This is a genomic window from Kitasatospora sp. NPDC001225, from assembly GCF_053597855.1.
The window spans coordinates 14,705-39,874 of the sequence record NZ_JBSFJC010000083.1; the positions used below are offsets into that span (position 1 = coordinate 14,705).

A 25,170-nucleotide genomic window follows, 5' to 3' on the forward strand; every position below is an offset into this window, starting at 1 on the left:
TCCCGCTTTCCTGTGCTGAAGTGTCCCCGTCGGGGGTGAACGCGCGACCGCGTAGGCGGTCGCCGCCGGTGCCGCTGTGGCTGTGGTTGTGGCTGTGCCTCAGACCGCCGGCACGTGGAAGAAGGTGTCGCGCGCGGCGATGCGGCCCTGCGGCGTCATCCGGAAGAAGTCCGCGAACCGCAGCTCGACCTCGCCGCCGTCGTGCAGCACGCCGCGGAACAGGCCGTGCACCGCCACCTCGTCGCCGGTGGTGACCACGGTGGCCAGGGTGTGGGTGCCGGCGCGGATCACCCGCTGGTCGCGGTAGAAGCGCTCCAGTTCGGCGTGCCCGACCATGGGCGGGTACCCGGGGCGGTGGTAGCGGGCGTCGGGGGTGAACAGGGCGACCAGCGCGGGAACGTCGCCGGCGTCGACCAGCTCGTAGTACCGGCGGACCTGGGACTCCCCCGGCGCTACGGCGGTCGGTGCTTCCGGTGTCGCGGGCGGTGCCGGGGTGTCGTCGGGCTGGGAGAGGGTGTGGACCATGCCGAAGGTGCTTCCTGTGATCGCCCTCAGGGGCTCAGGGTCGGGTACGGGGTGAGAGGACGGGTACGGCCGCGGCGTCCGGGGCCTCCTCCAGGGCTTCGACCAGGCGCGCCGGGGTGGGCGTCTGGAACAGGGCGCCGAGGGTGAGGTCCCGGCCGAACCGCACCCGCACCCGGTTGACCAGCCGGGTCGCGAGCAGGGAGTTGCCGCCGAGCGCGAAGAAGCCGTCGTCGACGCCCACCTCGGGCCGGCCGAGCACCTCGGCGAACAGCGCGCACATCGTCCGCTCCGCCGGGGTGCGCGGCCCGGGCCCGGACGGTGCCGGCTCGGGGTCGGGGACGGGCAGCGCGGCCCGGTCGATCTTCCCCCTGGGCGTCAGGGGGAAGGCGTCGAGCACGACGATCGCCGAGGGCACCATGTAGTCCGGCAGCGCCGCGGCGGCGTGCTCCCGCACCGAGGCCGGGTCGAGCGCCGGGTCGGGCCCCGGGGCCCCGGCCGGGACGACGTAGCCGATCAGACGCCGGCCGGAGGAGGCGCCCGGGCCGGCGACCACGGTCGCCTGGGCGACGGCGGGGTGCCCGGCCAGGACCGCCTCGATCTCGCCGAGTTCGATGCGGAAGCCGTGGAGCTTGACCTGTTCGTCCGCGCGGCCGAGGAACTCCAGCTCCCCCTCGGCGTTCCAGCGGACCACGTCGCCCGTGCGGTACATCCGCTCGCCCGGTTCGCCGAACGGGCACGGCACGAACTGGGCGGCCGTCCGGCGGGGGTCGTTCAGGTACCCGCGCGCCACGCCCGCGCCGGCGACGTACAGCACGCCGGCCACCCCCGGCGGCACCGGGGACAGCGCCTCGTCCAGGACGTACACCCGCCGGTTGTCCACCGGCCGGCCGAGGGGGACGACGTCGGGCACGGCCTGGCCGGGGCGGAGCACCCGGCGGGTGGTGAACGTGGTGGCCTCGGTCGGGCCGTACCCGGCGACCACCACGGAGTCCGGGCAGCGGTCCAGGACGCGCCGCACCGCGTCGGCCGGCACGATGTCGCCGCCGGTCCACACCTGGCCGACCCCGGCCAGCGTGCCCGGGGACTCCTCGGCGAACACCCGGAACAGCCCGGCCGTCAGCCAGAGCGCGCCGACCCGGTGGTCGACGATCTGCCGGTGGAGGTCCGCGAGCGCCAGCTCGCCGGGCGGGGCCACGACGACCCGGCCGCCGTTGAGCAGCGGCACCCACCACTCGTAGGTCGAGGCGTCGAAGGCGTGCGGGGAGTGCGCGAGCACGCGCGGGCCGTCCTCCTCGCGCCAACAGCTCTGCGCGGTCAGGCTGATGACGTTGCGGTGGCTCAGGGCCACGCCCTTCGGCGTGCCCGTGGAGCCCGAGGTGTACAGGACGCAGGCCAGGTGGTCCCGGCGCAGCGGCACGACGGGGTCGGTGGCCGGCTGGTCGGCGAGGCCGGGGTCGGCGTCGACGACGACACCGGGGGTGCCGAGGGACGGCGCGTGCTCCCGGGTGGCCCGGTGGGTGAGCAGCACCGCCGCCCCGGTGTCGTCCAGGACGCGGCGCAGGCGGGCCGCCGGGGCCCGGGTGTCCAGGGGTACGTAGGCGCCGCCGGCCTTGCCGACCGCCAGGACCGCCACCACCACGTCGACGGAGCGTTCCATGAGCACGGCCACCGTGCTGTCGCAGCGGACGCCGAGGGCGATGAGCCGGTGGGCCAGCCGGTTGGCCCGGGCGTTCAACTCCGCGTAGGACAGGGTGGTTTCGCCGCACACCACGGCGGGCGCGTCGGGGGTGCGCGCGACCTCGGCCGCGAAGGCCGACGGCACCGTCGGGTGCGGCAGGGGCCGCGTGGTGCGGTTGACGGCGACGACGGTCCGGTGCCGTTCCTCGGGGGTGAGGAGGTCGGGCCGGCCGATCGGCCGGTCCGGGTCGGCGGCCACCGCGTCCAGGAAGCGGCGGAACCGCTGCTGGTGGGCGGTGAGTTCGGCCTCGGTGTAGAGCGCGGGGTTGGCGTCGAGGTCGAGCCGGGGCTCGGTGCCGTCGGAGCGGTCGTAGACGGAGAAGGAGAGGTCCTCGACCGGCCCGTTGGACAGGTTGTGCACGGTGGCCCGGACGCCCGCGAAGTCCAGGTGGTAGTAGAAGGACATGATGTTGACGACGGGCCCGAACAGGACCCGCTCCGACCGGGCCGGGTCCAGTTCCCTGCGCAGGTCCTCGCTGCGGTGGCGCTGGTGCCCGCGCTGGGCGGCGACCTCCTCGGCCACCTGTCGCGCGAGCGCGGACAGGCTCTGCTCGGGGTGGACGCGCAGCCGCAGCGGCACCACGTTCGCCACCATGCCGGGGACGGCCGGCGCGGCGGAGCCGGTGCGCCCGGTCACCGGCATGCTGAGCACGATGTCCCGTTCGCCGCTGAGGCGGTGGAGGTACGCGGCGACCGCGGCGGTGAAGGCGGTGGGCCAGCTCGCCCCGGCGGGTCGCGCGGTCCGCCGCAGCGCGGCCAGGGTGGGCGCGTCGAGGCTGCCGGTGCGGCGCAGGAAGCCGTCCGAGGCGGGCGCCGAGCGGCTGGCGAGGCTGACCGGGTCCGGTCGTCCGGCCAGCCGGGACGCCCAGAACTCCCGGTCCCGCTCGGGCTGTTCGGAGGCGTGGTAGGCGGCGTCGTGCGCCAGCAGGGCGCTCAGCGGCCCGAAGGCCGGCCCTGCCCCGGCCCGGCCCCCGACCAGTCCGGTGTAGGTCTTGGCGACGCGGCGGGCGATGAGCGACATGCTGAAGCCGTCGACCACGATGTGGTGGACGCGCTGGTACCAGAGGAAGCGGTCCGGTGCGACGGCGAACAGGGCCTGGCGGAACAGCGGGTCCCGGGTGAGCCCGAGCGGGGTGGACAGGTCGGCGCGCATCCAGCGCTCGGCCTCCCCCAGCGGGTCCGGTGCCGAGGTGAGGTCGACGTGGTGCATCGTCCAGTCGGGCGACGCGGTGACGACCTGCCGGGGGCCGTCGGCGCCGTCGGTGAGGCGGACGCGCAGGGACTCGGTCTCGTCCACCACGCGCCGTACGGCCGTCTCGAACAGCTCCGGGTCGATCGGCCCGGGGATGTCCACGTACTCGCCGGTGTTGTAGGCGGGGCTGCCGGGGCGCAGGTGGTGGGCGAACCAGATGCCGGACTGCGCCGACGACAGCGGCAGCTCCTTCTCGTCGCTCATCCGAGCTCCTCCAGGACGGCCGACAGCGCGTCGGCGAAGCGGGCGACGTGCGGCGGCGACAGCATGTCGTGGTGGTTGCCGGGGACCTCGACCACGCTCAACGCCCCCCGGGTACGGTCCCGCCACCGGGCGGGGAGCACGACCGGGCCGCCGAGTTCGGGGTGGGTCTCGGCGCTGGTGAACAGGTGGATCGGTGTCCGCAGCCGTGCCGTCGACCGGTAGCGCCGGGCGGCGGCGCCGTTGGCGGTGAACACCCGTGCCATGCGCCGCAGTTGTTCGGTGCGCACCCCCTCGGGAAGGTGCTCGCGGCCGTCCGCGTCGTGGAGCAGCAGGGCGAGGGCGGCCTCCTCGTCGAGCTCGTGGAGGTCCCCGCCTTCCCTGTCGGCGGCTTCACCGGTGGACGCGGGCGCGCCGACGTCGATGATCCCGAGGAACCCCGGGGGGTTCCCCTGCTCCTCCAGCAGGCGGGCCAGCTCGAAGGCGACCAGCCCGCCGAAGGACCAGCCGGCCAGCAGGTACGGGCCGTCGGGCAGGACGGACCGCAGCTCCCGCAGGTAGCGCCGCGCCTGCTCCTCGACGGTGGCCAGGGGCGGCTCGTCGGTGTTGTAGCCGACGGCCTCCAGGCCGTAGACGGGCCGGCCGCCCAGAGGGGATTCGGCGAGCCGCTCGGTGAGCTGTCCGGCCAGGTGGAGGAAGGAGCACACGTCGCCGCTCTGCGGGTGCACCAGGATCAGCGGCGCCCGGCGGCGGTCCCCCTCGGCCAGCGGAACGACCAGCCGGCGCAGGGCCCGCGCCGCGTTGGGCAGTTCCGCGCACAGCCCCTCGACGGTGGGGTGGCGGAACACCGTGTTCAGCGGCACGGTCACCCCCCACTCCCGCCGGACGGCCTCCACCAGCTCGACCGCCCTCAGGGAGTGCCCGCCCAGCGCGAAGAAGTCGTCCCGGACGCCGACCCGCGGGGTGCCCAGCACGCGCTCCCAGATCCTGGTCATCAGGAGTTCCGGCAGGTCCCGTGGCGGGAGCGCACCGGCCCCGTGGTCGTGGCGGGCGGGCTCGGGCAAGGCCCCGCGGTCCACCTTGCCGTTGGTGGTCAGGGGGATCCGGTCGAGCGCGGTCAGCGTCGTGGGCACCATGAACTCGGGCAGGGTCTCGCGCAGGGAGCGCCGCACGGCCGCCAGGTCACCCGGCCCGTCCTGCCACACCAGGTAGCCGGCCAGTTCGGCGTCCGTCCCGCCGCCGCGCACCGTCACCGCGGCCCTGGCGACACCGGGCTGCGCGCACAGCGCGGCCTCGATCTCACCCAGCTCGATGCGGTACCCGCGGATCTTCACCTGCTCGTCGGTGCGGCCGAGGAAGAGCAGGCTGCCGTCCGGCAGGTACCGCGCCAGGTCGCCGGTCCGGTACAGCCGGCCGCCGGCCGCGCCGAACGGGTCGGGCACGAAGCGCTCGGCGGTCAGCCCCGGCCGGTTGGCGTACCCGCGGGTGACGCCGACCCCGCCGATGTGGATCTCCCCCGGGACGCCGACGGGCACCGGGGCGCCGGCCGGGTCCAGCAGGTAGATCCGGAGGTTGCCGAGCGGCCGGCCGATCGGCACGGACCCGCCCGGCCGGGCCAGGTCCCGGTCGGCGTCCACCCGCCGGGTGACGCAGCCGACGGACGCCTCGGTGGGACCGTAGCCGTTCCACAGCGTGGAGACCCGGTCGAGGAGCCGCCGGGCCAGGGCGGGCTGGAGCGGTTCGCCCACGCAGATCGCCTGGAACCGGCCGCCCTGCCAGCCGCCGTCCAGCAGCAGGAGCCAGGTGGCCGGGGTGGCCATGAGCGTGGTGACGCCGAACTCGCGCATCATCTCCGTCAGGCGCGGGCCGTCGACCGCGACCTCCGACGGGGCGATCACCACGCTCGCGCCCCAGGCCAGCGGCATGAGCACCTGGGGGACGATGACGTCGAAGGAGATCGAGGCCACCGAGGCGACGACGTCGGACCCGTCGAGGTCCAGCTGGCGACCGCGGACCACCAGGTAGTTGACCACGCCCTCGTGCGGGACCAGCACGGCCTTGGGGCGGCCGGTCGAACCGGAGGTGTAGATCGAGTACGCCAGGTCGGCGGGCGTCGCGAGCGGCGGCAGCCGGTCCTCGGACAGGGCCGCGACGAGCGGGGCCTCGGCGTCCAGCCACACCGTCTCGGCGCCGTGCTCCGGCAGCCGGTCGGCCAGGGAGCGCCGGGTGAGCAGCAGCGGCACGTCGGCGTCGGCGAGCATGAACGACATCCGCTGGGCCGGGAGGTCCGGGTCCAGCGGCAGGTAGGCGGCGCCCGACTTGAGGACGGCCAGCAGGGCCACGACCAGCTCCGCCGAGCGCGGCAGGCAGACACCGACCAGGCGTTCCGGCCGGGCTCCCCGGGCTCGCAGGAGCCGGGCCAACCGGTTGGCCCGGCCGTCGAGCTCCCGGTAGGTCAGTCGCTCGCTTCCGCAGCGGACCGCCACCGCGTCGGGGGTCAGCCGGGCCCGCTCCTCCACCAGCTCGTGCACGCAGAGCTCGGCGGGGAAGGGTTCGTCGGTGGCGTTGGCGGCCACCAGCAGCGCCTCGCGCTCGGCCTCGGTGAGCAGGTCCAGGCGGGAGACGGGACGGTCGGGGTCGTCGGCCGCGGCGTCCAGCAGCCGGAGGTAGTGGCCGACCAGGCGCTCCACGCTCGCGCGGTCGAACAGCGCGGTGTCGAAGGCCACGGTGCCGGTCGTGCCGGTCGTGCCGGTCGTGCCGGTCGTGCCTGCCGTGCCGTCCGGGCCGCTCGGCCGGTCGGCGATCACCAGGCTGAGGTCGACCTTGGCCGTGCCGTTGTCGACCTCCAGCTGTTCGACCTCCGTCCCGGCCAGCCGGAGGGAGGCGGTCGGGTCGGACAGGCCCGCGACCATCACCTGGAACAGCGGGTTGCGGTCGAGGCCGCGGGCCGGCCGCAGCTCCTGCACCAGCCGCTCGAACGGCACGTCCTGGTGCGCGTAGGCGTCCAGGGCGGTCCGGCGGACCCGGTCGAGCAGCTCGGCGAAGCCCGGGTCGTCCGCGAGGTCGGTGCGCAGGACCACGGTGTTGATGAACGAGCCCACCAGCGGGTCGAGTTCCGGCCGGGTGCGGCCCGCGACCGGCGTGCCGACCGCCACGTCGGACTGCCCGCTGTAGCGGGCGAGCAGGGCCTGGAACCCGGCCAGCAGCGTCATGAACATCGTCGCGCCGTGCCGCCGGCCCAGCAGCCGCAGCCGCTCGGCCAGTTCCTCGGGCACCGTGAAGGTGATCCGCTCGCCCCGGCCCGCGCGGACCGGTCCGCGCGGACGGTCGGTGGGCAGGTCCAGCGGCGACAGCCCGGACAACTGTGCGCTCCAGTAGTCCAGTTGGCTCTTCAGGCGGTCGCCGGAGAGCCGGGCCCGCTGCCAGTGGGCGAAGTCCGCGTACTGGATCCGCAAGGGCGGCAGCTCGTGCTCGCGGCCTTCCAGCCGGCTCCGGTACATCGCCGACAGGTCGTCCCACAGCAGCGGCATCGACCAGCCGTCGACCGCGATGTGGTGGACGACCACCACCAGGAGGTGCTCGTCCTCGTCGACCCGCAGCAGCGACGCGCGCAGCAGCGGGGCGGCGGCCAGGTCGAAGGGGCGCAGGATCTCGGAGTGGACGAGGTCGAGGGCGAGTTCCGTCCGGCGTTCCGCGGGCTCGGTCCGCAGGTCCGTGACGGGCAGGTCGATCGGCCGGGTCGGCTCCACCGAGGGGACGGGGCGGCCGTCCTCCTCGGGGAAGGCGGTGCGCAGGACTTCGTGGCGCCGCACCAGGTCGGTGAGGCCGTGGCCGAGGGCGGCCAGGTCCAGCGGGCCGCGCAGCCGGAAGACCTCGTGGACGTTGTACAGCGCGGGGCCGTCGGACAGCCGCTCGATCAGCCACATGCGTTCCTGGGTGAACGACGGCACCCGCGCGCCCTCCGGGCGGGGCGGGACCGCGGCCTCTGGCTCGCCCTCGGCGGCCCTGGTCCGGGCCGCGCGGACGCGTTGGTCGAGCAGGGCGCGTAGGCCGGCCCGCGTGGAAGCGGTCGGCTGGCCGGACTCGGGTCGACTGTGCTGTGCCTTCACGGGTGACGGGCCTTTCCGGCGGGGAGCGGTTCCGCCTCGGCTTCGCCGAGGTCCGCCAGCAGCGCCGCGTCGATGCCGTCGGCGAGTTCGGCGACGGTCGGGTGGTAGAAGAGCAGGACGACCGGCAGTTCGAGGTCGAGCGCCCGGCCGAGCCGGGACATGACCTTCGAGGCGAGCAGCGAATGGCCGCCCAGTTCGAAGAAGTCGCTGTGCACGCCGTCCGGGGTGACTCCGAGCACCTCGGCCCAGGTCTCCAGCACGAGGAGTTCGGTCTCGGTCTCGGCGGCGCCGGCCTGGGAGGCGTCGGGCCGCACGGCCGCGGGGTGCACGGTGGGAGCAGAGGCGCCCACGCGGAGGCCGGGCGGGGTCTGCCAGGCCGAGATCGGCCGTTCGGGAGCGCCGACGAGATGGTCGAGCAGCGCTGTGAAGCCCTCGGCGAGCTGCCGCACCGTGTCGCGCTCGAAGAGGTCGGCGGCGTAGCGGACGACGCCGGTGAGGCGGTCGCCGAGGTCCGTCAGGGAGACCTCGATGTCGAACTTGGCGACGTCATTGGGTATCTGATGGCTGCTCACTTTCAGCCCAGGGAGGCCGGACGGGAGCGCGGGCGGATCCTCCAGCTGGAACATGACGGTGACCAGCGGGTGCTGGCCGAGGTCGCGCTCGGGCCGCAGCTCCTGCACCAGCCGCTCGAACGGCACGTCCTGGTGGGCGTAGGCCTCCACCGCGCACCGCCGCACCCGGGCGAGCACGTCGGTGAAGCCGGGGTCGCCGGACAGATCGGTGCGCAGGACGAGGGTGTTGACGAAGAAGCCGACCAGCGGCTCCACCTCGATCCGGGTCCGCCCGGAGATCGGGGTGCCCACCGTCACATCGGCCTGTCCCGTGCAGCGCGCGAGCAGGACCTGGAAGGCGGCCAGCAGCGTCATGAACGGCGTCACCTCGTGGGTACGCCCCAGTGCGCGGATCCGGTCGGCGAGTTCCGCCGGGATCTCGATCTCGACCTGGTCGCCCCGACCGGACCACGCCGCGGGGCGCTCCCGGTCCGTCGGGAGCACCGAAGGGACCAGGTCGGCCAAGTGCTCGCGCCAGTAGTCGAGTTGACCTTGCAGCGCGGGTCCGGCCAGGTGGTTCCGCTGCCAGTGCGCGAAGTCGGCGTACTGGACGGGCAGGTCCGGCAGGGCGATCGGCCGGCCGTCGACGGCGGCGCCGTACCCGGCGGAGAACTCCTGCCACAGCACCGGCAGCGACCAGCCGTCGCAGGCGATGTGATGGATCACCAGGACCAGCAGGTGGTCGTCGGGGGCGACGCGGATCAGTCGGGCCCGCAGCATCGGGGCGGCGCCGAGGTCGAAGGGGGCCGCCAGGTCGGCGGCCACCAGCTCCCGGGCCCGCCGCCAGGCCTGCTCCGCCGGGGTGTGCGCCAGGTCGGTGATCGTCGGCACGAAGGTCCCGACCGGCTCCGTGACGTGGCACGGGCCGTCCTCGGAGTCGGCGATCCTGCCGCGCAACACCTCGTGGCGCCGCACGACGTCGGTCAGCGCCCGGACGAGCGCCTCCTGGTCCAGCCGGCCACGCAGGCGGACCGCGGTCGGGACGTTGTGGTCCGGCAGGCCCGGCCGCAGCCGGTCGAGGAACCACAGCCGTTGCTGGGCGAAGGACAACTGGGTCGGAGCGTGCGCGCTCCGATCGGAGCCAGGCATGACGGATCCACCTTTCACGGCGATCGGGAGCGCTAAAGCACCCCGGAAATCCCCTCGCCGATTCGCTTCTTCGCGAACAGTACGGCGGATACTAGGCAGCTCCCGTCTCACTCCGCAAGACAGAGAAGGGGGTCGAAGGCATCAGGACAATCTTTACGCCAGACCCCGCTAATCCTTATGTAGATTGAACACGCTCGACGGCTAGCATCCGCGCGCCCGACCTCCACACCCTCCCTGACGTGCCGTCATGGTGGAGATCGAGCACACCACTTCCGTGGACGAGCGCCACGTGATAATTCTTCTTTCGCCGGGAAGGCGGCCGGACGGGCCCCTTTCGTGTCGGCCCTTCATTGTTCCGAAAAAGATCGGTGAACCCGTTGCATGAACTCATCCGTTGTCCATAGAGCCCACCCCGTTGCATGAACTCGGAGAAGTCATGATGCAGCAGAACCTGGTGGGTTCATTCGTCTCGCACGCCACCGACCACCCCGGTGATCCGGCCCTGGTGTGGCACGGGGAGGAGACGACCTACCGCGAACTCCACCGGGCGGCGGAGCGGGAGCGCCTGCGGATCGCCCGGCTCGCCCCGGACGGCGACGAGCCGATCGGCATCCCGGCCGCCAAGTCGCCCTCGACGATCGCCCTGGTGCTCGCCTGCCTGCTGGAAGGGCGGCGCTTCCTGCTGCTGCCGGCGCCCGTACCGGAAGGCGGGACCGCCCACGCGCCGGCCGAGCGGGCCGGCATCCGGCACGTCCTCTCACCGGAGGACCCCGGTCCGGACGCCCGGGAGCGACCGGCCGAACCGAAGCCGCCACGCGCCACGGAACCCGCCGACGTCTCCTTCATGTTCACCACCTCCGGTTCCACCGGGCAGCCGAAGATCGTGCCGCTGAGCACGGGCGCGGTGGACCGCTTCACCACCTGGGCCGGCGAGCGGTTCGGCATCCGCCGGGGAACGACGGTCCTCAACTACGCGCCGCTCACCTTCGACCTGTGCCTGCTGGACATCTGGGCCACGCTCAAGCACGGCGGCCGCGTCGTCCTGGTCGATCCGGCCCGGGCCACCCAGCCGGGCCACCTGCTGGACCTGCTCTCCCGCCACGAGGTCCAACTCGTCCAGGCGGTACCGATGTTCTACCAACTGCTGGTCGACGCGACCGCGCAGAGCGGCCGCCGGCTCGACACCGTCGAGCACGTCGTCTTCACCGGCGACAGCCTGCCCGCCCGCTGCCTGGCCGAACTTCCGCGCCTGTTCCCCGGCGCGCGGCTCCACAACGTCTACGGCTGCACCGAGACCAACGACAGCTTCCTGCACGAGGTCGACGGCACCGAGCCGCCGGACGGCCCGGTGCCGATCGGGCGCCCGCTGCCCGGAGTCCACGCGGTGATCGTCGGTGATGACGGCAGGATCGTCACCGGGCCGGGCACCGGCGAACTCCACGTCGCGACGCCCTTCCAGACCGACGGCTACCTGGACCGGAGCCAGGACTCCGGCAGGTTCGCGACCCACCACCACGACGGGGAGACCCGGCGCTACTTCCGCAGCGGCGACCTCGTCCGGCGCGACGAGGACGGCCGCGTCACCCTGGAAGGCCGCAACGACCACCAGGTCAAGGTCCGCGGCACCCGGGTCAACACCCACGAGGTCGAACAGGTGCTGCTCGACCACCCCGAGGTCGTCGAGGCGGCCGTGGTGGCCGTACCCGACCCGGTGGCCGGCCGCCTGCTGCGCGGCCTGGTCCGCCGCGCCCCGGACAGCCGGCTGAACTCGCTGGCGCTGCGCCGGCACTGCGCGCAGCGCCTCCCGCTCACCGCCGTCCCCTCGACCCTGCGGATCGTGGACGACCCGCTGCCCAGGACGTCCACCGGAAAGATCGACCGCGCGCCCGTCGAGCGCGACTGCTCCCCCTCCCAGCCCACCGAAGGAACGGCCACGTGAACCACGCCGCGGTAGTCACCCAGTTCATCATCGAGGAGTTCCTGCCCGACGTCGGCCCGAACGAGCTGGACGCCGACTACGACCTCGTGGACGGCGGGGTCATCGACAGCCTCGGCCTGCTCAAGACGATCGCCTGGCTGGAGGACCGCTTCGACGTGCGCGTCGAGGAGTTCGACCTCGACCCGGACAGCTTCCGCTCCGTCGGCTCGATCAGCAGGTTCATCGACCAGGCCCAGCCGCAGCGGACGGACGCCCTCTAGTCATGCACGAGGTGCTGCGAGCGCTGATCCGCCGGGACCGCGCCGTCGACCAGGAGCTGTGGGGGTCCTTCTGGGACCAGCTGCGGGACGGCGCCCTGCGGCCCGGCGAGACGGTGGCGCTGCTGTCCTCGCTGTCCACCCGGATGCCCGACCGGGACACGCTGGTCGCCATGCTCCGCTCGCTGGACGAGCGGCGGCCGGCCGTCGCCGCGCGGCTGGACGGCACGGCCAACATCGTCGGCACCGGAGGCGGGCCGGCCACGTTCAACATCTCCACCGCGGCGGCGTTCCTCGCCGCGGCCCTGGGCGTCCGCGTCGTCAAGACGGGCTCCCGCGCCTACACGGGTACCTGCGGCTCCCACGACCTGCTCGACCGTCTCGGCATCGGACGGACCACCTCGTACGAGCGGACCGAGGAGCAGCTGGAACGCTTCGGCATCGCTTTCCCGGGGAACTTCGTCTACCCCCGGGAGGTGGCGCTGCTGGCCCGGAGCATCGTGCCGATGGACCTGCGGATGATCGGCGGGTTCATCAACTCCGTCGGGCCCTTCCTGGCCGCGGTGCCGGTCTCCGCCCAGCTCGTCGGCGTCTCGGACCGTTCACTGCTGCCGGCGCTGGGCCAAGTCGCCGCCACCGTCACCGACCGGAGGATCTGGCTCTGCTCCAACGAGCTGGGCATCGACGAGCTCGTCGGCTCCGTCGACAACGTCCTCCTCCCCAATGACGGCACCGACCCGATCCACCTGCCGGCCGAGGCTCCCGCGAGCGCGACCGACACGATCGCCGAACTGCGGCCCGCCACCGGAGGAGAAGACGTGGTCGAGCACTTCCTCGGCGTGCTCTCCGGAGCGGGGACGGCGCTCGCCACCCGGACCGTCTGCCTGAACGCCGCCGCACTGGCCGTCGCGAGCGGGCTGATCGACGGGTGGCCGTCGGCGATCCGGGCGGCCGAGGACGCCCTGCGCGGCGGCGCCGCCCGCGACCTCGTCGACCGCCTCCGCACCCGACCGGCGCGTGCGCGGTGAGCGGGTTCTTCGCCCGCCGGCCACCGGGCCGGCCCGGCCTGGCCGTGTTCCTCAACGCCGGGGACCCCCCGCTGCCCGTCCTGGCCGACGTGATGCGGATGCTCGACGACTGCCGGGTGGACTGCCTGGAGCTGGCGGTGCCCTTCCCGAACTCGGTCACCGACGGGCCCGTCATCCGCCGTTCGGCGCAGCGGGCCCTGGCCGACGGCGTCGGACTCGACGAGGTGCTCGACTTCCTCGCCGGGGTCCTGCCCGGGCTGCGCCACCTGCGGGTGGCCCTGCTGGCCGACTGGAGCCACACGGTCAGGGCCCCGACCGTACCCGGCTTCGTCCGGCGGGTCGCCGACGCGGGCGTCCACGGGCTGCTGGTCCACGGACTGCCGCCGCGGCTGCGGGCCGACTGCCTCGACGCGGTGCGCGAGGCCGGGCTGCCCCTGGTCGCCACCTGCTACGCCGCGTCGTCGCCCGAGGTGCGGGCCGCGGCAGCCGACTGCGCCACCGCGTACCTGTACCTGGTGGCCCACTACGGCCGCAGCGGCGGCGGGCTCACCGCCGACCACCGGGAGCTGGCCGCCGCGCTGGCCGCGCTGCGGACGAGGACCACCGCACCGATCGCCGTCGGGTTCGGCGTCCGCTCCCGGGCGGACATCGACCTGCTGCACGGCCTCGGCGCCGACGCCGCGGTCGTGGGCAGCGCCGGGGTCGCCCGGATCGAGCACGCCCTCGCCGAAGGGGCCGACGTGGTCGAGGAGTTCCACACCTTCATCCAGACCGTTTCGCCGTACTCACCAAGCCGCCAGGAGGCACACCGATGATCGTCCGACACCTTGCCGACGTGAAGACCGTGGACTGGGGCAACGGGCTCAGCCGCAGGTTCCTGCTCGAGTCCGACGGCCTCGGCTACACGATGACGGACACCACCGTCCGGGCCGGCACCAAGTCGCGGCTGGAGTACCGCCGCCACCTGGAGGCCTGCTACTGCATCGAGGGGAAGGGCGAGGTCGTGGACACCGACGGCACCTCCCACCCGCTGGAGCCGGGCACGCTGTACGCGCTCGACCGCAACGACGCCCACTTCCTGATCGCGAGCCCGGAGGAGGACCTCCGCCTGGTGTGCGTGTTCTCGCCCGCGTTGCGCGGCGACGAGCGCCACAACCTGGACTCGGCCGACTTCTCCGAGTACTGACAGGGACGGACAGATGATCAGGTGGAACGCCGACCAGCTCGCCCTGGGCGAGGGGATCGCCCAGTGGTGCGAGGAGCTCAGCTCCGGCCATCTCGAAGGGGACGCCGAAGGCGCCTTCCCGTGGGACAAGTGGAAGCTGATCCAGAGGTCCGGGATCCTCGGCCTGCCGTTCGACGAGCAGTGGGGCGGGCTGGGCCAGGACCTGCTCACCACCATGCACGTGCTCGAACGGCTCGGCACCGGGTGCCGTGACGGCGGACTGAACTTCTCGGTCGCCACCCACCTGGTCGGCGTCGGGGTCCCGCTGCAACGGTTCGGCTCGCCGGAGCTCAAGGCGCGCCACCTGCCGGGGATCTGCTCGGGAGAGACGATCGGCGCGCACGCGATCAGCGAGACCGAGAGCGGCTCCGACGCGCTGGCGATGAGGACCACGGCCACCCGCGAGGGCGACGACTTCGTCCTGCGGGGCGGCAAGTCCTTCATCACCAACGGCCCGGTGGCCGACGTGTTCGTGGTGTACGCGCGCACCCATCCGAGCAGCGGCCCGCTCAGCATCACCGCCTTCGTCGTGGAGCGGGACACCCCGGGGCTCGTCATCGGGCCGCCCGTCGCCACCATGGGGCTGCGGACCGCGCCGCTGAGCGAACTGCACTTCGACGACTGCCGGATCCCCGCGTCCGCCGTGATCGGCCGGGTCGGCTCCGGGTTCCTGGTCCTGGACCACGTGATGAAGTGGGAGATCCTCTGCTCCTTCGTCATCAGCACCGGGCAGATGCGCCACCGGCTCGACCGCTGCGTCGAGTACGCCAAGGAACGCGTCCAGTTCGGCAGTCCGATCGGCTCGTACCAGTCGATCTCCCACAAGCTCGTGGAGATGAGCATCGGCCTGGACACCGCGCGGAAGTGGCTCTACGACACGGCCGTCCGGCTGACCCGGGGCGAGAACGTCACGCGGGACATCGCCGTCAGCAAGCTCCTCGCCAGCGAGAGCAACCTCTCCTCCGCCCTGGCCGCCGTGCAGATCTTCGGCGGCAGCGGCTACCTGGCCGAGTACGGGCTGGAGAAGGACCTGCGCGACGCGGTCGCCGGCCCGATCTACTCGGGCACGTCGGAGATCCAGCGCAACCGCGTCGCCGCCATGCTGGGGCTGTGACGCCCGATGCTGCTCAAGATCTGCGGAGCCGCCTCGGCCGAGGACGTGGCCTCGCTCGACCGGGCCGGCGCCGACCTCGTCGGCCTGTGGCACGGCGTCCCGAGGGGTCATGCCGACCTGACGCTCCATCAACTCAGTGTGGCGGCCGACGCTGTCCATCGAACCGCGCGACTGCGACCGGTCCTCGTGACCTTCCTCAACGACGCCGAGGCGCTGCGCGCGGCGACGGCCGCGGCCCGGGTGCCGTGGGTCCAACTGCACGGCTACCAGCCGCCGGGCCTGGTCCGCGCCCTCAAGGGCAGCACGGACCTCATCGTGGTCAAGGTGCTGCACCTCGGTGCGGACACCCGCGCGGAGCGGTCCCTGATCCCGGCGTACGAGCGGGCGGGAACGGACGTCTTCCTGCTGGACGCGGTGGCCGGGGACGGCCGGATCGGCAGCACCGGGCAACCGGCCGACTGCGCGGCCGTCCTCGGGATCGCGGACCGCCTCTCGCGCCCCTTCCTGCTGGCCGGCGGCCTCTCGGCCGACAACCGGGAGGCCTACCGGGCGGTGCTGGACCACCCCCTCTTCCTGGGCATCGACGTGGACACCGCGGCCAGGGACCCCGACGGACGGCTGAGCACCGAGCGGGTCACGGCCGTACGGCGCGGCTGGCGGGCGCCGGACGGCGCCGGGGCGGCCGGGAGGCCCGGATGACGGCGGCGTTCATCGAGGCGCTGCTGGACGCCCGCCGACCGGTGATCATGGAGCTCAAGCGCCAGGACGCCGCCGGGCAGGACCTGTTCGGCGACAGGTCGGCCGCCCGGCTGGTCGCCGACTACCAGGAGGTCGGCGCACCCTGCCTGTCCGTGGTGACCGGGCGGTGGTTCGGCGGCACCCCGGAACTGCTGCGCGAGGTCGTGGCGGCGACGGACCTGCCCGTGCTGCAGAAGGACTTCATCACCCGCCGGAGCCAGCTGCACCAGGCCCGCGAGAGCGGCGCGTCCGCGGTGCTGCTCACCGCCGCGCTGCTGCCGCGCGCCACCCTGGGCCACCTGGTCGAACTCGGCCTGAGCCTGGGCCTGACGCCGTTCGTCGAGGTCGTCACCGAGGAGGAGATCAACCGCGTGCCACGCGCCGAGGAGTGCGTGATCGCGGTGAACAACAAGGACATCGGCGACCGCGAACGCGGCGCCGGCGACCTCGGGCGGAGCTCGGCGCTCCTGCCCGCGGTGCTGGGCAGCGGCACCCGGTGCCCGGTGAGCGCCGGGGCCGTCCGCTCCCCCGAGGACGCGGCCCGCCTGCTCCAGGAGGGCTTCGCCGGTGTGCTCGTCGGGACGGGCCTCCTGCGCGCCCCCAGCCTGCCGGCCTGGCTGGACGGCCTCGACGCCCACCGTGGCACCCGCGTCGGCCCTCGCCACGAACCGGCTCCACCCCCAACCATCGACATCCGGAGGTAACGGCATGACCAGCGAAGCACCCGAGCAGTGGAAGGTCGTCGTCAACGACGAGGAGCAGTACTCGATCTGGTCCGCCGACCGCGAGACGCCGGCGGGCTGGCACGAGGACGGCGTCCGGGGCGCGAAGGACGACTGCCTCGCGCACATCGAACGCGTCTGGACCGACATGCGCCCCCGCAGCCTGCGCCTGCGCTCTGTCCCGGAGGAGGGTGGTGCGCAGTGAGCCGGACGCTCGCGCCGCACGGTGCCCGCCCCGCGACCGGGCCCGTGCTCTCCACCACCCTGAACCTCCCGGAGTGCCGGGCCCGGGGCTGGGTCGTCGTCGACTCCATGGTCGACGGCCTGGCCATGGGCGGCACCAGGATGACCCCGACGGTGACCGAGCGGGAGCTGGCCGGGCTCGCCCGGGCGATGACCCACAAGCTGGCGCTGGTCGGCCTGCCCATCGGCGGCGCCAAGGCCGGCATCGCCCCCGATCCCGGCGCCGCCGTCGAACGGCGGGCGGTGATGCGGGAGTTCGGCCGCGCCGCGGCCCCGCTGCTGCACGGCGGGGTGTACCTGGGCTGCGACCAGGGCACCACCTACGCCGACCGGCGGCAGGCCTTCGAGGCCGCCGGGTACGACGTCACCCGCCGCCCCGGCACCACCCGCCTCACCGTCGGCTGGGCCGAACTGTGGGACCACATGGCCGACATCACCGGGTTCGGCGTGGCCGTCGCGGTGCTCGGCGCCCTGCGCGCCTCCAGTGCGCGGACCCCGCAGCGCGTCGCGATCCAGGGCTTCGGCACCGTCGGGCGCGCGGTGGCCGACCACCTGGCCGCCCACGGCCACCTGGTGGTGGCGGTGGCCGACGTCCTGGGCACCGTCGAGGACCAGCGCGGACTGCCCGTCGCCGAACTCACCGCGCTCACCAGCGGCGACGGCACGATCGACCGGAGCCGGCTGCCCGCCCGGGTCACCGTCCACGGGCCCGGGCAGGCGTGGCTGCACGTCGACGCCGACGTGCTGGTGCTGGCGGCCTCCCCCGCCGCGGTCGACGAGGAGGCGGTGCCGGCGGTCCGGGCCCGCCTGGTGGTCGAGGGCGGAAACCTGAGCTGCACCGAACCGGCCCGCCGACTGCTGCGCGAAGCCGGCCACACCGTCCTGCCGGACGTGGTGGTCAACGTCGGCGGGGCGGCGGCGACCGGGTGCGTGCTCACCGGGCTGGCCCCGTCCGACCTGCCGCTCCCCAAGCTGTCCGGGTGGCTGCGCGACTGGGTCGCCGGCCGGGTCGCCAGGAACTGCGAGCTGGTGCAGGAGCTGAGCGCCTCGGGCAGCGCCGACCCGGTCGCCCAGCTCCTCGGCTCGCGCGCGACCCCGCCCGGCGCCGCCCGATCGGAGGCCCCGGCCGACCGGTGACCGGGCCGACGGACGCGCCCCCGCGCCGCCCCGCGGAACGCTGCCTCGCGGCGGGGCGGCGCGGCGCGCCGGCTACTTGACCGAGCCTGCGGTGAGCCCGGAGACGACGTGGCGCTCGATCACCGCGAACAGCACGACGACCGGCACGATGGCCACCAGCGAGGCGGCGAACACGTAGTTCCACTGCACGCTGTAGGCGCCGATCATGTTGTTGATGCCGACCGTGAGCGGCTGCCGGTCGGGCGAGTTGGTGAGGGTCAGGCCCATGATGAACTCGTTCCAGGCCGAGATGAACGTGAAGATCACGGCGGTGACCACGCCGGGCAGCGCCAGCGGCAGGGTGACGCGGAACAGCGCGCCCATGCGACCGTTGCCGTCGATCATCGCGGCTTCCTCCAGTTCCCTGGGTATGGAGCCGATGTAGGCGCTCAGGATCCAGATCGCGAAGGCCAGGTTGAAGGCGGCGTTGGCGAGCACCAGGACGATCGGGGTGTCCAGCAGGTCCAGTGCGAAGAACTCCCGGTAGAGGCCGACCTGAAGGGCGGTGGGCTGGAACATCTGGGTGACCAGCACCAGCAGCAGGAAGGCCTTGCGGCCGCGGAAGCGCACCCGGGCGGTGTAGTACGCGGCGGGCAGGGCGACCAGCAGCACCAGCAGCGTCGAGCCTCCGGCCACCAGCAGGGTGGTCCGCAGGTTCTGGCCGAGCGTGGTGTCCGTCCAGACCCTGGTGAAGGCGGAGAAGTCGAAGTGCGTCGGCAGGTAGGAGTTGTCCCGCAGCTGGCCGGCCGGGCGTCCGCCGGTGATCAGCATCTCGACGTACGGGAGCACGAAGAGCGCGGCGAGCGCCCAGGCCAGCGCGGTGAGCAGGACGGTCCGTGCGCGCGGGCGGTGCTTCGCCGGCGACTGCAGGGTGATCATCGGCCCTCCTCCTCGTTCCAGCGGCTGACCTTGAGGAAGACGGCCACCATGAGGACCACGACGACGAAGTTGACCACGGACATCGCGGCGGACTCGGCGACGTCGTAGCCGCGCAACATGTACATGAACACGGTGGTGGTGGCGGTGTCGGCGTTCGGGCCGCCCTGGGTCATGCCCCAGATGACCGGGAAGGAGTTGAAGACGTTGATCAGGTTGATCACCAGACCGACCAGGAAGGCCGGGCGCAGCAGCGGCAGGGTGACCTTGCGGTAGGTCTGCCAGGGCGTGGCGCCGTCGACCCTGGCGGCCTCGTGGACCTCCTCGGGGATGGTCTGCAGGCCGGCCAGCAGGGTGTAGGTGGTGAACGGCAGTGAGACGAAGACGGCGACGAGCGCCAGCCAGGGCTTCGCGTGGGCGGCGTCGCCGAGCCAGGCCTGGGAGCGGTCGATCAGGCCGAGGTCGAGCAGCAGCCGGTTGAACACGCCGGCGACCTGGTCGAGCATCCAGCGGAAGCCGATCGCGGTCATCAGTACGGAGGCGGCCCAGGGCGCGACGAGCGCCCAGCGGGTGACGCGACGGCCGGGGAAGTTCCGGTTGAACAACTGCGCCAGCGCGAGCGAGATCAGCATGGTCAGGCCGACGACGACGACCGTCCAGACGACGGTCCAGGTCAGCACTCCGGCCAGGCGGGGGTCTCCGAAGAGCTTGCGGTACTTGACCAGGCCGGCCGGGCCGTGGTCGGTGCCGGTGGTGTCGATCTTCCGCAGTGAGGTGGCGACCATCTCGACGACCGGCCACACGACCACGCCGAGGATGAGCACGATGGCCGGGGCCAGCCACGGCAGTGGCCCGAGCCGTTCGAACAGGGCACGGCGCCCGGGTGCGGGGCCCGGGCCCGGGGCCGACGGACGCTTCGGCGGCGCGGCCGGCCGGGCGGGTTCGCCGGGCCGGGCGTCTGTGCTGCTGGGGGATGACACGGTGTCGGGATTCCTTGTTCGCTCGTCCGGGTCACTCACCGGCCTGCTGCGCGGCCTTCTGGAGCGCGTCGAGGGTCTTCTTCGGGTCGCTGACCGCGCTGCCGATCTGCGTCTTGATCTGCGCGGAGACCGCAGGCCAGGTCGGGTCGCTGAGGGGGTAGAACGTGGCGGTGGGCAGGATCCGCAGGAACGGTGCCAGGGCCTGCTCGTCCGGGTCGGCCTGGAGCGCGGTGAGCGCGGACCGGGTGACCGGCAGCAGGCTGTACTCCTTGTCGAACCTCACCGCGTTGTCCCGGCCGTAGGCGAAGTCGAGGAAGGCCTTGATCTGTTCCTTGTGGCCGCCCTTCCTGAAGGCCATCATCCAGTCGGCGACGCCGAGGGTGGCCTTTCCGGTGCCGTCCTTGCTGGGCATCGCGGTCCAGGTGACGTCCATGCCCTTGAGGTCGTTCAGCTGGGTGGGGATGCCGTTGAGCATGCCGACCTTGCCGGAGGCGAAATCCTTGGCCAGGTCGGTGCGGTTGACGGAGGCCGGGCTCTGCTCGGTCAGGCCGGCGTCCACCCAGCTCTTGAGCTGCCCGAAGGTGTCGACGTTGGCCTGCGAGTTGATGCTGTACCGGCCCTTGGCGTCCTGGTAGCCGCCGTGGTTCTCCAGCATCCAGATGAACGACTCGCCCTGCGCCTCCTCCTTGCCCAGCGGCACGCCGAGCGGGATCTCCACGCCGGCGTTCTTCAGCGCGGTGGCGGCGGTGGTGAGGTCGGCCCAGGTCCTGGGCGGGGCGGCCGGGTCGAGGCCGGCCTTCCTGAAGAGCTCGTTGTTGAACAGGAACATCCGGGCGCTGGAGATGAACGGGATGCCGTACCGGGTGCCGTCCTGCTCGCCGGCCTGCGCCATCGCGGGGAGTAGGTCCGCCGCGGTGCTGCCGGAGAGGACCTCCTGGGCCGGGTAGAGCTGGCCGTTCTTGGCGAAGTCCGCGTAGCCGCCGGTCTGCAGGACGTCCGGCTGGTTGCCGTTCTGCACCATCGTCTTGACCTGGGTGTCGATGTCGTTCCAGTTGATGACCTGGAGGTCGACCTTGATCTCGGGGTTCTGCTGCTCGAAGGCCGAGATCACGCCCTGCCAGTACGCCTGACTCGGGTTCTGGCCGTTGGAACCGTAGTCGGCGGCGACGAACCTGATCGTCGTCACCCCGTCGGCGGAGGTCGAACCGGAGGCCGAGCCCTTGCCGCATCCGGACAGTGCGAGCGTTCCGGCCAGGGTGGCCGCGGACAGGGCGAAAAGGCGCCGCTTCATCTCTGGTACCGCCTTTGCGAGTGGGGGCCGACCCCGCGGTGGCCCGGGTGGGGGATGGTGCGACCTGCACGAAGCTGCGCTGCATGACCACTGTTTGCTCAACATCGAGCAGATACGCCGAACTGAGTTTGCCTCGCCGGCCGGGTGCCACAAGGCACTCGGTGGATCAGTATTGCTCACAGATGACGCGTTGGGCTATGAATAGAGCAGTTTCAAGCAGATGCTTGCAGCAGAAAGCGGCGCTCGGTGCGGACCTGTCCCCGAGCGCGCCGCCCGTGCCCCCACCGAGGAGAGCCAGATGAGTCACGTCGAACGGGAGATCGCCAGCCAGCCGGAGTGCTGGCGCAGGGCACTGGAACTGGAGCCCGCAGGACTGCCCGAGCACGGCGAACGGGTGGCCGTGATCGGCTGCGGCACCTCGCTCTACATCGCGCAGGCGTACGCGGGCCTCCGCGAGGGTGCCGGCCTCGGTGAGACCGACGCCTTCGCGGCCTCCGAGTTCCCGGCGGCCCGGGCCTACGACCGCGTCGTCGCCATCACCCGCTCGGGAACCACGACCGAGGTGCTCGCCGCGCTGCAGCGCTGCGGCGGGACGCCGACCGTCGCGCTCACCGGCGACCTCGCCACCCCGATCGGCACGGCCGCCGGCACCGTGGTCGACCTGGAGTTCGCCGACGAGAAGTCGGTGGTGCAGACCCGCTTCGCCACCACCGCGCTGGCGCTGCTGCGCGGCCGCCTCGGGCTCGCCCCCGCCGACCTGGCCGCCCACGCCGAGCGGGCGCTGGCCGCCCCGCTGCCCGAACGGGCCACCGAGGCGGGCCAGTTCACCTTCCTCGGGACCGGCTGGACGGTCGGCCTGGCCCACGAGGCGGCCCTCAAGCTGCGCGAGGCCTCCGGGTCGTGGACCGAGTCCTACCCGGCCATGGAGTACCGGCACGGCCCGATCAGCGTCACCGGCCGCGGCAGCGTGGTGTGGTTCTTCGGCGAGCCGCCGACCGGGCTGGTCGACCAGGTCGAGCCGACCGGCGCCGTGCTGTCGGTGAGCGCGCTGGACCCGATGGCCGACCTGATCCGCGCCCAGCGGCTCGCCGTCGAACTGGCCAAGGGCCGCGGCCTGGACCCCGACCAGCCGCGCAACCTCACCCGCTCCATCGTGCTCACCCGGCCGTGACCGCGACGGCGATCGCCCTCGACGTCGGCGGAACCCACATCAAGGGCGCGGCGGTGGCCGCGGACGGCCGCCTCCGCCACACCGAGCGCTGGTTCACCCGCGCCGAACGCGGGCCGGAGGCCGTCCTCCAGACCGTCCTCGACCGCGCCGCCGAACTCGCCGGGCGCTTCCGCCCGGCCGCCGCGGGGATCGCCGTGCCCGGCATCGTCGACGAGGCGGCCGGCACCGCGGTGCTGGCCGCCAACCTCGGCTGGCGGGACCTGCCCGTCCGGCAGCTGCTGTCCGAACACCTGGGCATCCCGGTCGCGTTCGGGCACGACGTGCGGGCCGGGGGCATCGCCGAGGCCAGGGCCGGCGCCGGCCGCGGCAGCCGCGACTTCCTCTTCGTACCCGTCGGCACCGGGATCGCCGCCGCGCTGATGGTCGACGGGCGGCCGCTCACCGGCAGCCACACCCGGGCCGGCGAGCTGGGCCACCTGGTGGTGCGTCCCGGCGGCGAGCCGTGCGCCTGCGGCCGTCGCGGTTGCGTGGAGACCCTCGCCTCGGCGGCCGCCGTCGCCCGCCGCTACACCGCCGCCACCGGGGAGGCGGGCGTCACCGCCGAGCAGGTCGGCAGGCGCGCCGCGACCGGGGACCGCACGGCCGCCACCGTCTGGCGGGAGGCCGTCGACGCGCTCGCCGACGGCCTGGCGAGCGCGATCACACTGCTCGACCCCGAGCGGATCGTGATCGGCGGCGGCCTCGCCCGGGCGGGCGAGCCGTACTTCGCGCCACTGCGGGCGGCTCTGACGGCGCGGCTCTCCTTCCAGACGATGCCCGAGCTCCTGCCCGCCGAACTCGGCCACGAGGCGGGCTGTTTCGGTGCCGGACTGCTCGCGCGGGACCTTCTGGGCGAGGGAGCGGCGGCGTGATCCTCACCGTCACCCTGAACGCCGCCCTGGACATCACCCACCACCTGGACCGGATGCGCCCGCACGGCAGCAACCGGGTCCGGGCGGTGGCCCAGCGCGCGGGCGGCAAGGGCGTCAACGTCGCCCGGATCCTGCACGCCCTCGGCCACCCGACCGTGGTCACCGGCCTGACCGGCGGCCTCACCGGCCGGGCGATCCGCGCCGAACTGGCGTCCGCCGGCCTGGCCGACCGCATGCTGGCGATCGCGGGCGAGTCACGGCGGACGGTGGCCGTGGTCGAGGAGGGCGCCGGGGACACCACGATCCTGCTCGAACCCGGCCCGGTGGTGGGCGTCGGGGAATGGGCGCGGTTCCTCGACCATCTCGACACCCTGCTGCCGCACGCCGCGGCGGCGGTCCTCTCCGGCAGCCTGCCGCGCGGCGTGCCCGAGGACGCCTACGCCCACCTGCTCCGGCTCGCGCACGCGCACGGCGTCCCGGCGGTGCTCGACGCCGACGGGACGGCGCTGAGCACGGCGTTGGCGGCCGGACCGGCCCTGGTCAAGCCGAACGCGGAGGAACTCACCGCCGCCACCGGCCTGGCCGATCCGGTGGCCGCCGCCCGCAGGCTGCGGGCCGCGGGCGCCGGTGCGGTGGTCGCCTCGCTCGGCGCCGACGGCCTCGTCGCCGTCACCCCGCACGGCGGTTGGCGCGCCCGCTCGCCCGAGCGCCTGGCCGGCAACCCCACCGGCGCGGGCGACGCCGCGGTCGCCGCGCTCACCCTCGGCCTGGTCCGCGGTGAGCCCTGGCCCGACCGGCTGGCCGAGGCCGTGGCACTGTCCGCGGCCGCCGTCGCCGCACCGCTGGCCGGCGACTTCGACCCCGCCCTCCACCACGCCCTGCGGTCCCGCGTGGACGTCCACCCCTTCGCCACCGAGGAGTCCGACCCATGCCCCTGAGCGGAACCGGCCCGATCGCCGCCGCCGCGGCCGAAGCCGCGTGCGGTGTCGGCGCCTTCAACGTCATCCAGCTGGAGCACGCCCAGGCGATCGTCGCCGGGGCCGAGGCCGCCGGTGCGCCGGTGATCCTGCAGATCAGCGAGAACGCCGTGCGCTACCACGGCGCCCTCGGGCCGATCGGCGCCGCCACGCTGGCCGTCGCCCGGGCCGCGCGGGTGCCGGTCGCGGTCCACCTGGACCACGCCACCTCCGTGGAACTCGTCGGCCAAGCCGTCGAGTTGGGCTTCACCTCGGTGATGTTCGACGCTTCGGCGCTGTCGTACGGGGAGAACGTGCGGGCCACCGCCGAGGTGGTGCGCCGGTGCCACGCCGCGGGCGTCTGGGTGGAGGCCGAACTGGGCGAGGTCGGCGGCAAGGACGGCGTCCACGCCCCGGGGGTGCGCACCGATCCGGCCGAGGCCGCGGCGTTCGTCGCCGCCGCCGGCGTGGACGCGCTCGCGGTGGCCGTCGGCACCTCGCACGCGATGCCCACCCGCGACGCGGCGCTCGACTTCGAGCTCATCGGACGGTTGCGCCGGGTGGTGCCGGTCCCGCTCGTACTGCACGGCTCCTCGGGTGTGGCGGACGGGGACCTCACCGCGGCCGTGGAAGCCGGCATGACGAAGGTCAACATCGCCACCCACCTCAACCGGGTGTTCAGCACCGCCGTCCGCCGGGCCCTGGCCGACGACGCGCGGCTGGTCGACACCCGCCGCTACCTCGGGCCGGCCCGCGCGGCCGTCGCCGCCGAGGTCACCCGGCTGCTCGGCGTCCTCAAGGCGACAGCACCGGCGGCCTGAGCCACCACCACCGCCCGCGGCCCGACCGGGACCACCACGACACACCACGGCCGCCCGTCCCCGCGTGGGGGAGGGCGGCCGTCGGCGTCGCTCAGGCGGGCTCGACGGTGGAGAACCTCTCGCCGCCGACGATCCACCGGCCGCGGCGCATCACCGCGACCAGGTCGTAGCCCTCCGAGTCGACCACGACCAGGTCGG

Annotated in this window: 21 protein-coding genes; 14 read left to right on the forward strand and 7 right to left on the reverse strand. The window is 73.6% G+C overall.

The annotated features are described in order from the left end of the window. Positions 1 to 99: 99 nt before the first annotated feature. Genes ACWDCZ_RS25680 through ACWDCZ_RS25695 form a run of 4 tightly spaced genes read right to left on the reverse strand, consistent with a single transcriptional unit; the run spans position 100 to position 9,524 of the window. On the reverse strand, positions 100 to 525 hold the full coding sequence (locus ACWDCZ_RS25680) for a nuclear transport factor 2 family protein (RefSeq protein ID WP_049650332.1): 426 nt from the start codon (positions 523 to 525) through the stop codon (positions 100 to 102). 34 nt (positions 526 to 559) lie between these two features. Continuing rightward, on the reverse strand, positions 560 to 3,718 hold the full coding sequence (locus ACWDCZ_RS25685; protein WP_449817066.1) for an amino acid adenylation domain-containing protein: 3,159 nt from the start codon (positions 3,716 to 3,718) through the stop codon (positions 560 to 562). Next, positions 3,715 to 7,824 (reverse strand): non-ribosomal peptide synthetase, encoded by a 4,110-nt coding sequence (locus ACWDCZ_RS25690; protein ID WP_449817067.1) that lies wholly within the window; start codon positions 7,822 to 7,824, stop codon positions 3,715 to 3,717. Before ACWDCZ_RS25690 ends, ACWDCZ_RS25685 begins: the two co-directional genes overlap by 4 nt. Next, on the reverse strand, positions 7,821 to 9,524 hold the full coding sequence (locus ACWDCZ_RS25695) for a condensation domain-containing protein (RefSeq protein WP_449817068.1): 1,704 nt from the start codon (positions 9,522 to 9,524) through the stop codon (positions 7,821 to 7,823). Before ACWDCZ_RS25695 ends, ACWDCZ_RS25690 begins: the two co-directional genes overlap by 4 nt. A gap of 436 nt (positions 9,525 to 9,960) precedes the next feature. On the opposite strand from ACWDCZ_RS25695, the gene ACWDCZ_RS25700 reads away from it, so the two are divergent. The 10 genes from ACWDCZ_RS25700 to ACWDCZ_RS25745 are packed head-to-tail and all read left to right on the forward strand — an operon-like array spanning position 9,961 to position 17,927. Continuing rightward, positions 9,961 to 11,463 carry an AMP-binding protein gene (locus tag ACWDCZ_RS25700; protein ID WP_449817069.1) on the forward strand — a complete coding sequence of 501 codons (1,503 nt, stop codon included), beginning with the start codon at positions 9,961 to 9,963 and terminating at the stop codon, positions 11,461 to 11,463. Continuing rightward, complete coding sequence (locus tag ACWDCZ_RS25705; RefSeq protein WP_074005830.1) at positions 11,460 to 11,723, forward strand: phosphopantetheine-binding protein; 264 nt, start codon at positions 11,460 to 11,462, stop codon at positions 11,721 to 11,723. Before ACWDCZ_RS25700 ends, ACWDCZ_RS25705 begins: the two co-directional genes overlap by 4 nt. A 2-nt stretch (positions 11,724 to 11,725) precedes the next feature. After that, positions 11,726 to 12,748: an anthranilate phosphoribosyltransferase gene (locus ACWDCZ_RS25710; protein WP_449817070.1), complete on the forward strand. Its 1,023-nt coding sequence runs from the start codon at positions 11,726 to 11,728 to the stop codon at positions 12,746 to 12,748. Beyond that, positions 12,745 to 13,563, forward strand: coding sequence for a tryptophan synthase subunit alpha (gene trpA / locus ACWDCZ_RS25715; protein ID WP_449817071.1), 819 nt, complete (start codon positions 12,745 to 12,747; stop codon positions 13,561 to 13,563). The genes ACWDCZ_RS25710 and trpA overlap by 4 nt, the downstream gene beginning before the upstream one ends. Then, a complete protein-coding gene (locus ACWDCZ_RS25720; protein ID WP_049650325.1) occupies positions 13,560 to 13,934 on the forward strand; it encodes an ectoine synthase in 375 nt (124 codons plus the stop codon). Before trpA ends, ACWDCZ_RS25720 begins: the two co-directional genes overlap by 4 nt. A gap of 13 nt (positions 13,935 to 13,947) precedes the next feature. After that, positions 13,948 to 15,087 (forward strand): acyl-CoA dehydrogenase family protein, encoded by a 1,140-nt coding sequence (locus ACWDCZ_RS25725; RefSeq protein ID WP_117486234.1) that lies wholly within the window; start codon positions 13,948 to 13,950, stop codon positions 15,085 to 15,087. A 6-nt stretch (positions 15,088 to 15,093) separates the two neighbouring features. After that, positions 15,094 to 15,786, forward strand: coding sequence for a phosphoribosylanthranilate isomerase (locus ACWDCZ_RS25730; RefSeq protein WP_449817072.1), 693 nt, complete (start codon positions 15,094 to 15,096; stop codon positions 15,784 to 15,786). Next, complete coding sequence (locus ACWDCZ_RS25735) at positions 15,783 to 16,529, forward strand: indole-3-glycerol-phosphate synthase (protein WP_449817073.1); 747 nt, start codon at positions 15,783 to 15,785, stop codon at positions 16,527 to 16,529. Before ACWDCZ_RS25730 ends, ACWDCZ_RS25735 begins: the two co-directional genes overlap by 4 nt. A 4-nt stretch (positions 16,530 to 16,533) precedes the next feature. After that, the gene (locus tag ACWDCZ_RS25740) at positions 16,534 to 16,752 is read left to right on the forward strand and encodes an MbtH family protein (protein WP_049650321.1); all 219 of its coding nucleotides are present in this window, start codon (positions 16,534 to 16,536) and stop codon (positions 16,750 to 16,752) included. Continuing rightward, a complete protein-coding gene (locus ACWDCZ_RS25745) occupies positions 16,749 to 17,927 on the forward strand; it encodes a Glu/Leu/Phe/Val dehydrogenase dimerization domain-containing protein (RefSeq protein ID WP_449817074.1) in 1,179 nt (392 codons plus the stop codon). The genes ACWDCZ_RS25740 and ACWDCZ_RS25745 overlap by 4 nt, the downstream gene beginning before the upstream one ends. A gap of 72 nt (positions 17,928 to 17,999) precedes the next feature. Here the strand turns inward: ACWDCZ_RS25745 and ACWDCZ_RS25750 are convergent, their stop codons facing one another. Genes ACWDCZ_RS25750 through ACWDCZ_RS25760 form a run of 3 tightly spaced genes read right to left on the reverse strand, consistent with a single transcriptional unit; the run spans position 18,000 to position 21,113 of the window. Next, complete coding sequence (locus tag ACWDCZ_RS25750; RefSeq protein WP_449817075.1) at positions 18,000 to 18,845, reverse strand: carbohydrate ABC transporter permease; 846 nt, start codon at positions 18,843 to 18,845, stop codon at positions 18,000 to 18,002. Then, positions 18,842 to 19,822, reverse strand: coding sequence for a carbohydrate ABC transporter permease (locus tag ACWDCZ_RS25755; RefSeq protein ID WP_449817076.1), 981 nt, complete (start codon positions 19,820 to 19,822; stop codon positions 18,842 to 18,844). The genes ACWDCZ_RS25750 and ACWDCZ_RS25755 overlap by 4 nt, the downstream gene beginning before the upstream one ends. A gap of 31 nt (positions 19,823 to 19,853) precedes the next feature. Further along, the gene (locus tag ACWDCZ_RS25760) at positions 19,854 to 21,113 is read right to left on the reverse strand and encodes an extracellular solute-binding protein (protein WP_117486238.1); all 1,260 of its coding nucleotides are present in this window, start codon (positions 21,111 to 21,113) and stop codon (positions 19,854 to 19,856) included. A 298-nt stretch (positions 21,114 to 21,411) separates the two neighbouring features. Between ACWDCZ_RS25760 and ACWDCZ_RS25765 the strand changes: the two genes are divergently transcribed. From ACWDCZ_RS25765 to ACWDCZ_RS25780, 4 genes are read left to right on the forward strand one after another with little or no spacing between them, the layout of a single operon-like run. Then, on the forward strand, positions 21,412 to 22,284 hold the full coding sequence (locus ACWDCZ_RS25765; protein ID WP_416875564.1) for an SIS domain-containing protein: 873 nt from the start codon (positions 21,412 to 21,414) through the stop codon (positions 22,282 to 22,284). Next, positions 22,281 to 23,195 carry an ROK family protein gene (locus ACWDCZ_RS25770; protein WP_387969996.1) on the forward strand — a complete coding sequence of 305 codons (915 nt, stop codon included), beginning with the start codon at positions 22,281 to 22,283 and terminating at the stop codon, positions 23,193 to 23,195. Before ACWDCZ_RS25765 ends, ACWDCZ_RS25770 begins: the two co-directional genes overlap by 4 nt. Continuing rightward, positions 23,192 to 24,133, forward strand: a complete 942-nt coding sequence (locus tag ACWDCZ_RS25775) for a 1-phosphofructokinase family hexose kinase (RefSeq protein WP_449817077.1) — start codon at positions 23,192 to 23,194, stop codon at positions 24,131 to 24,133. Before ACWDCZ_RS25770 ends, ACWDCZ_RS25775 begins: the two co-directional genes overlap by 4 nt. Beyond that, positions 24,124 to 24,972: a class II fructose-bisphosphate aldolase gene (locus ACWDCZ_RS25780; RefSeq protein ID WP_449817078.1), complete on the forward strand. Its 849-nt coding sequence runs from the start codon at positions 24,124 to 24,126 to the stop codon at positions 24,970 to 24,972. The genes ACWDCZ_RS25775 and ACWDCZ_RS25780 overlap by 10 nt, the downstream gene beginning before the upstream one ends. The last annotated feature ends 198 nt before the right edge of the window (positions 24,973 to 25,170 follow it).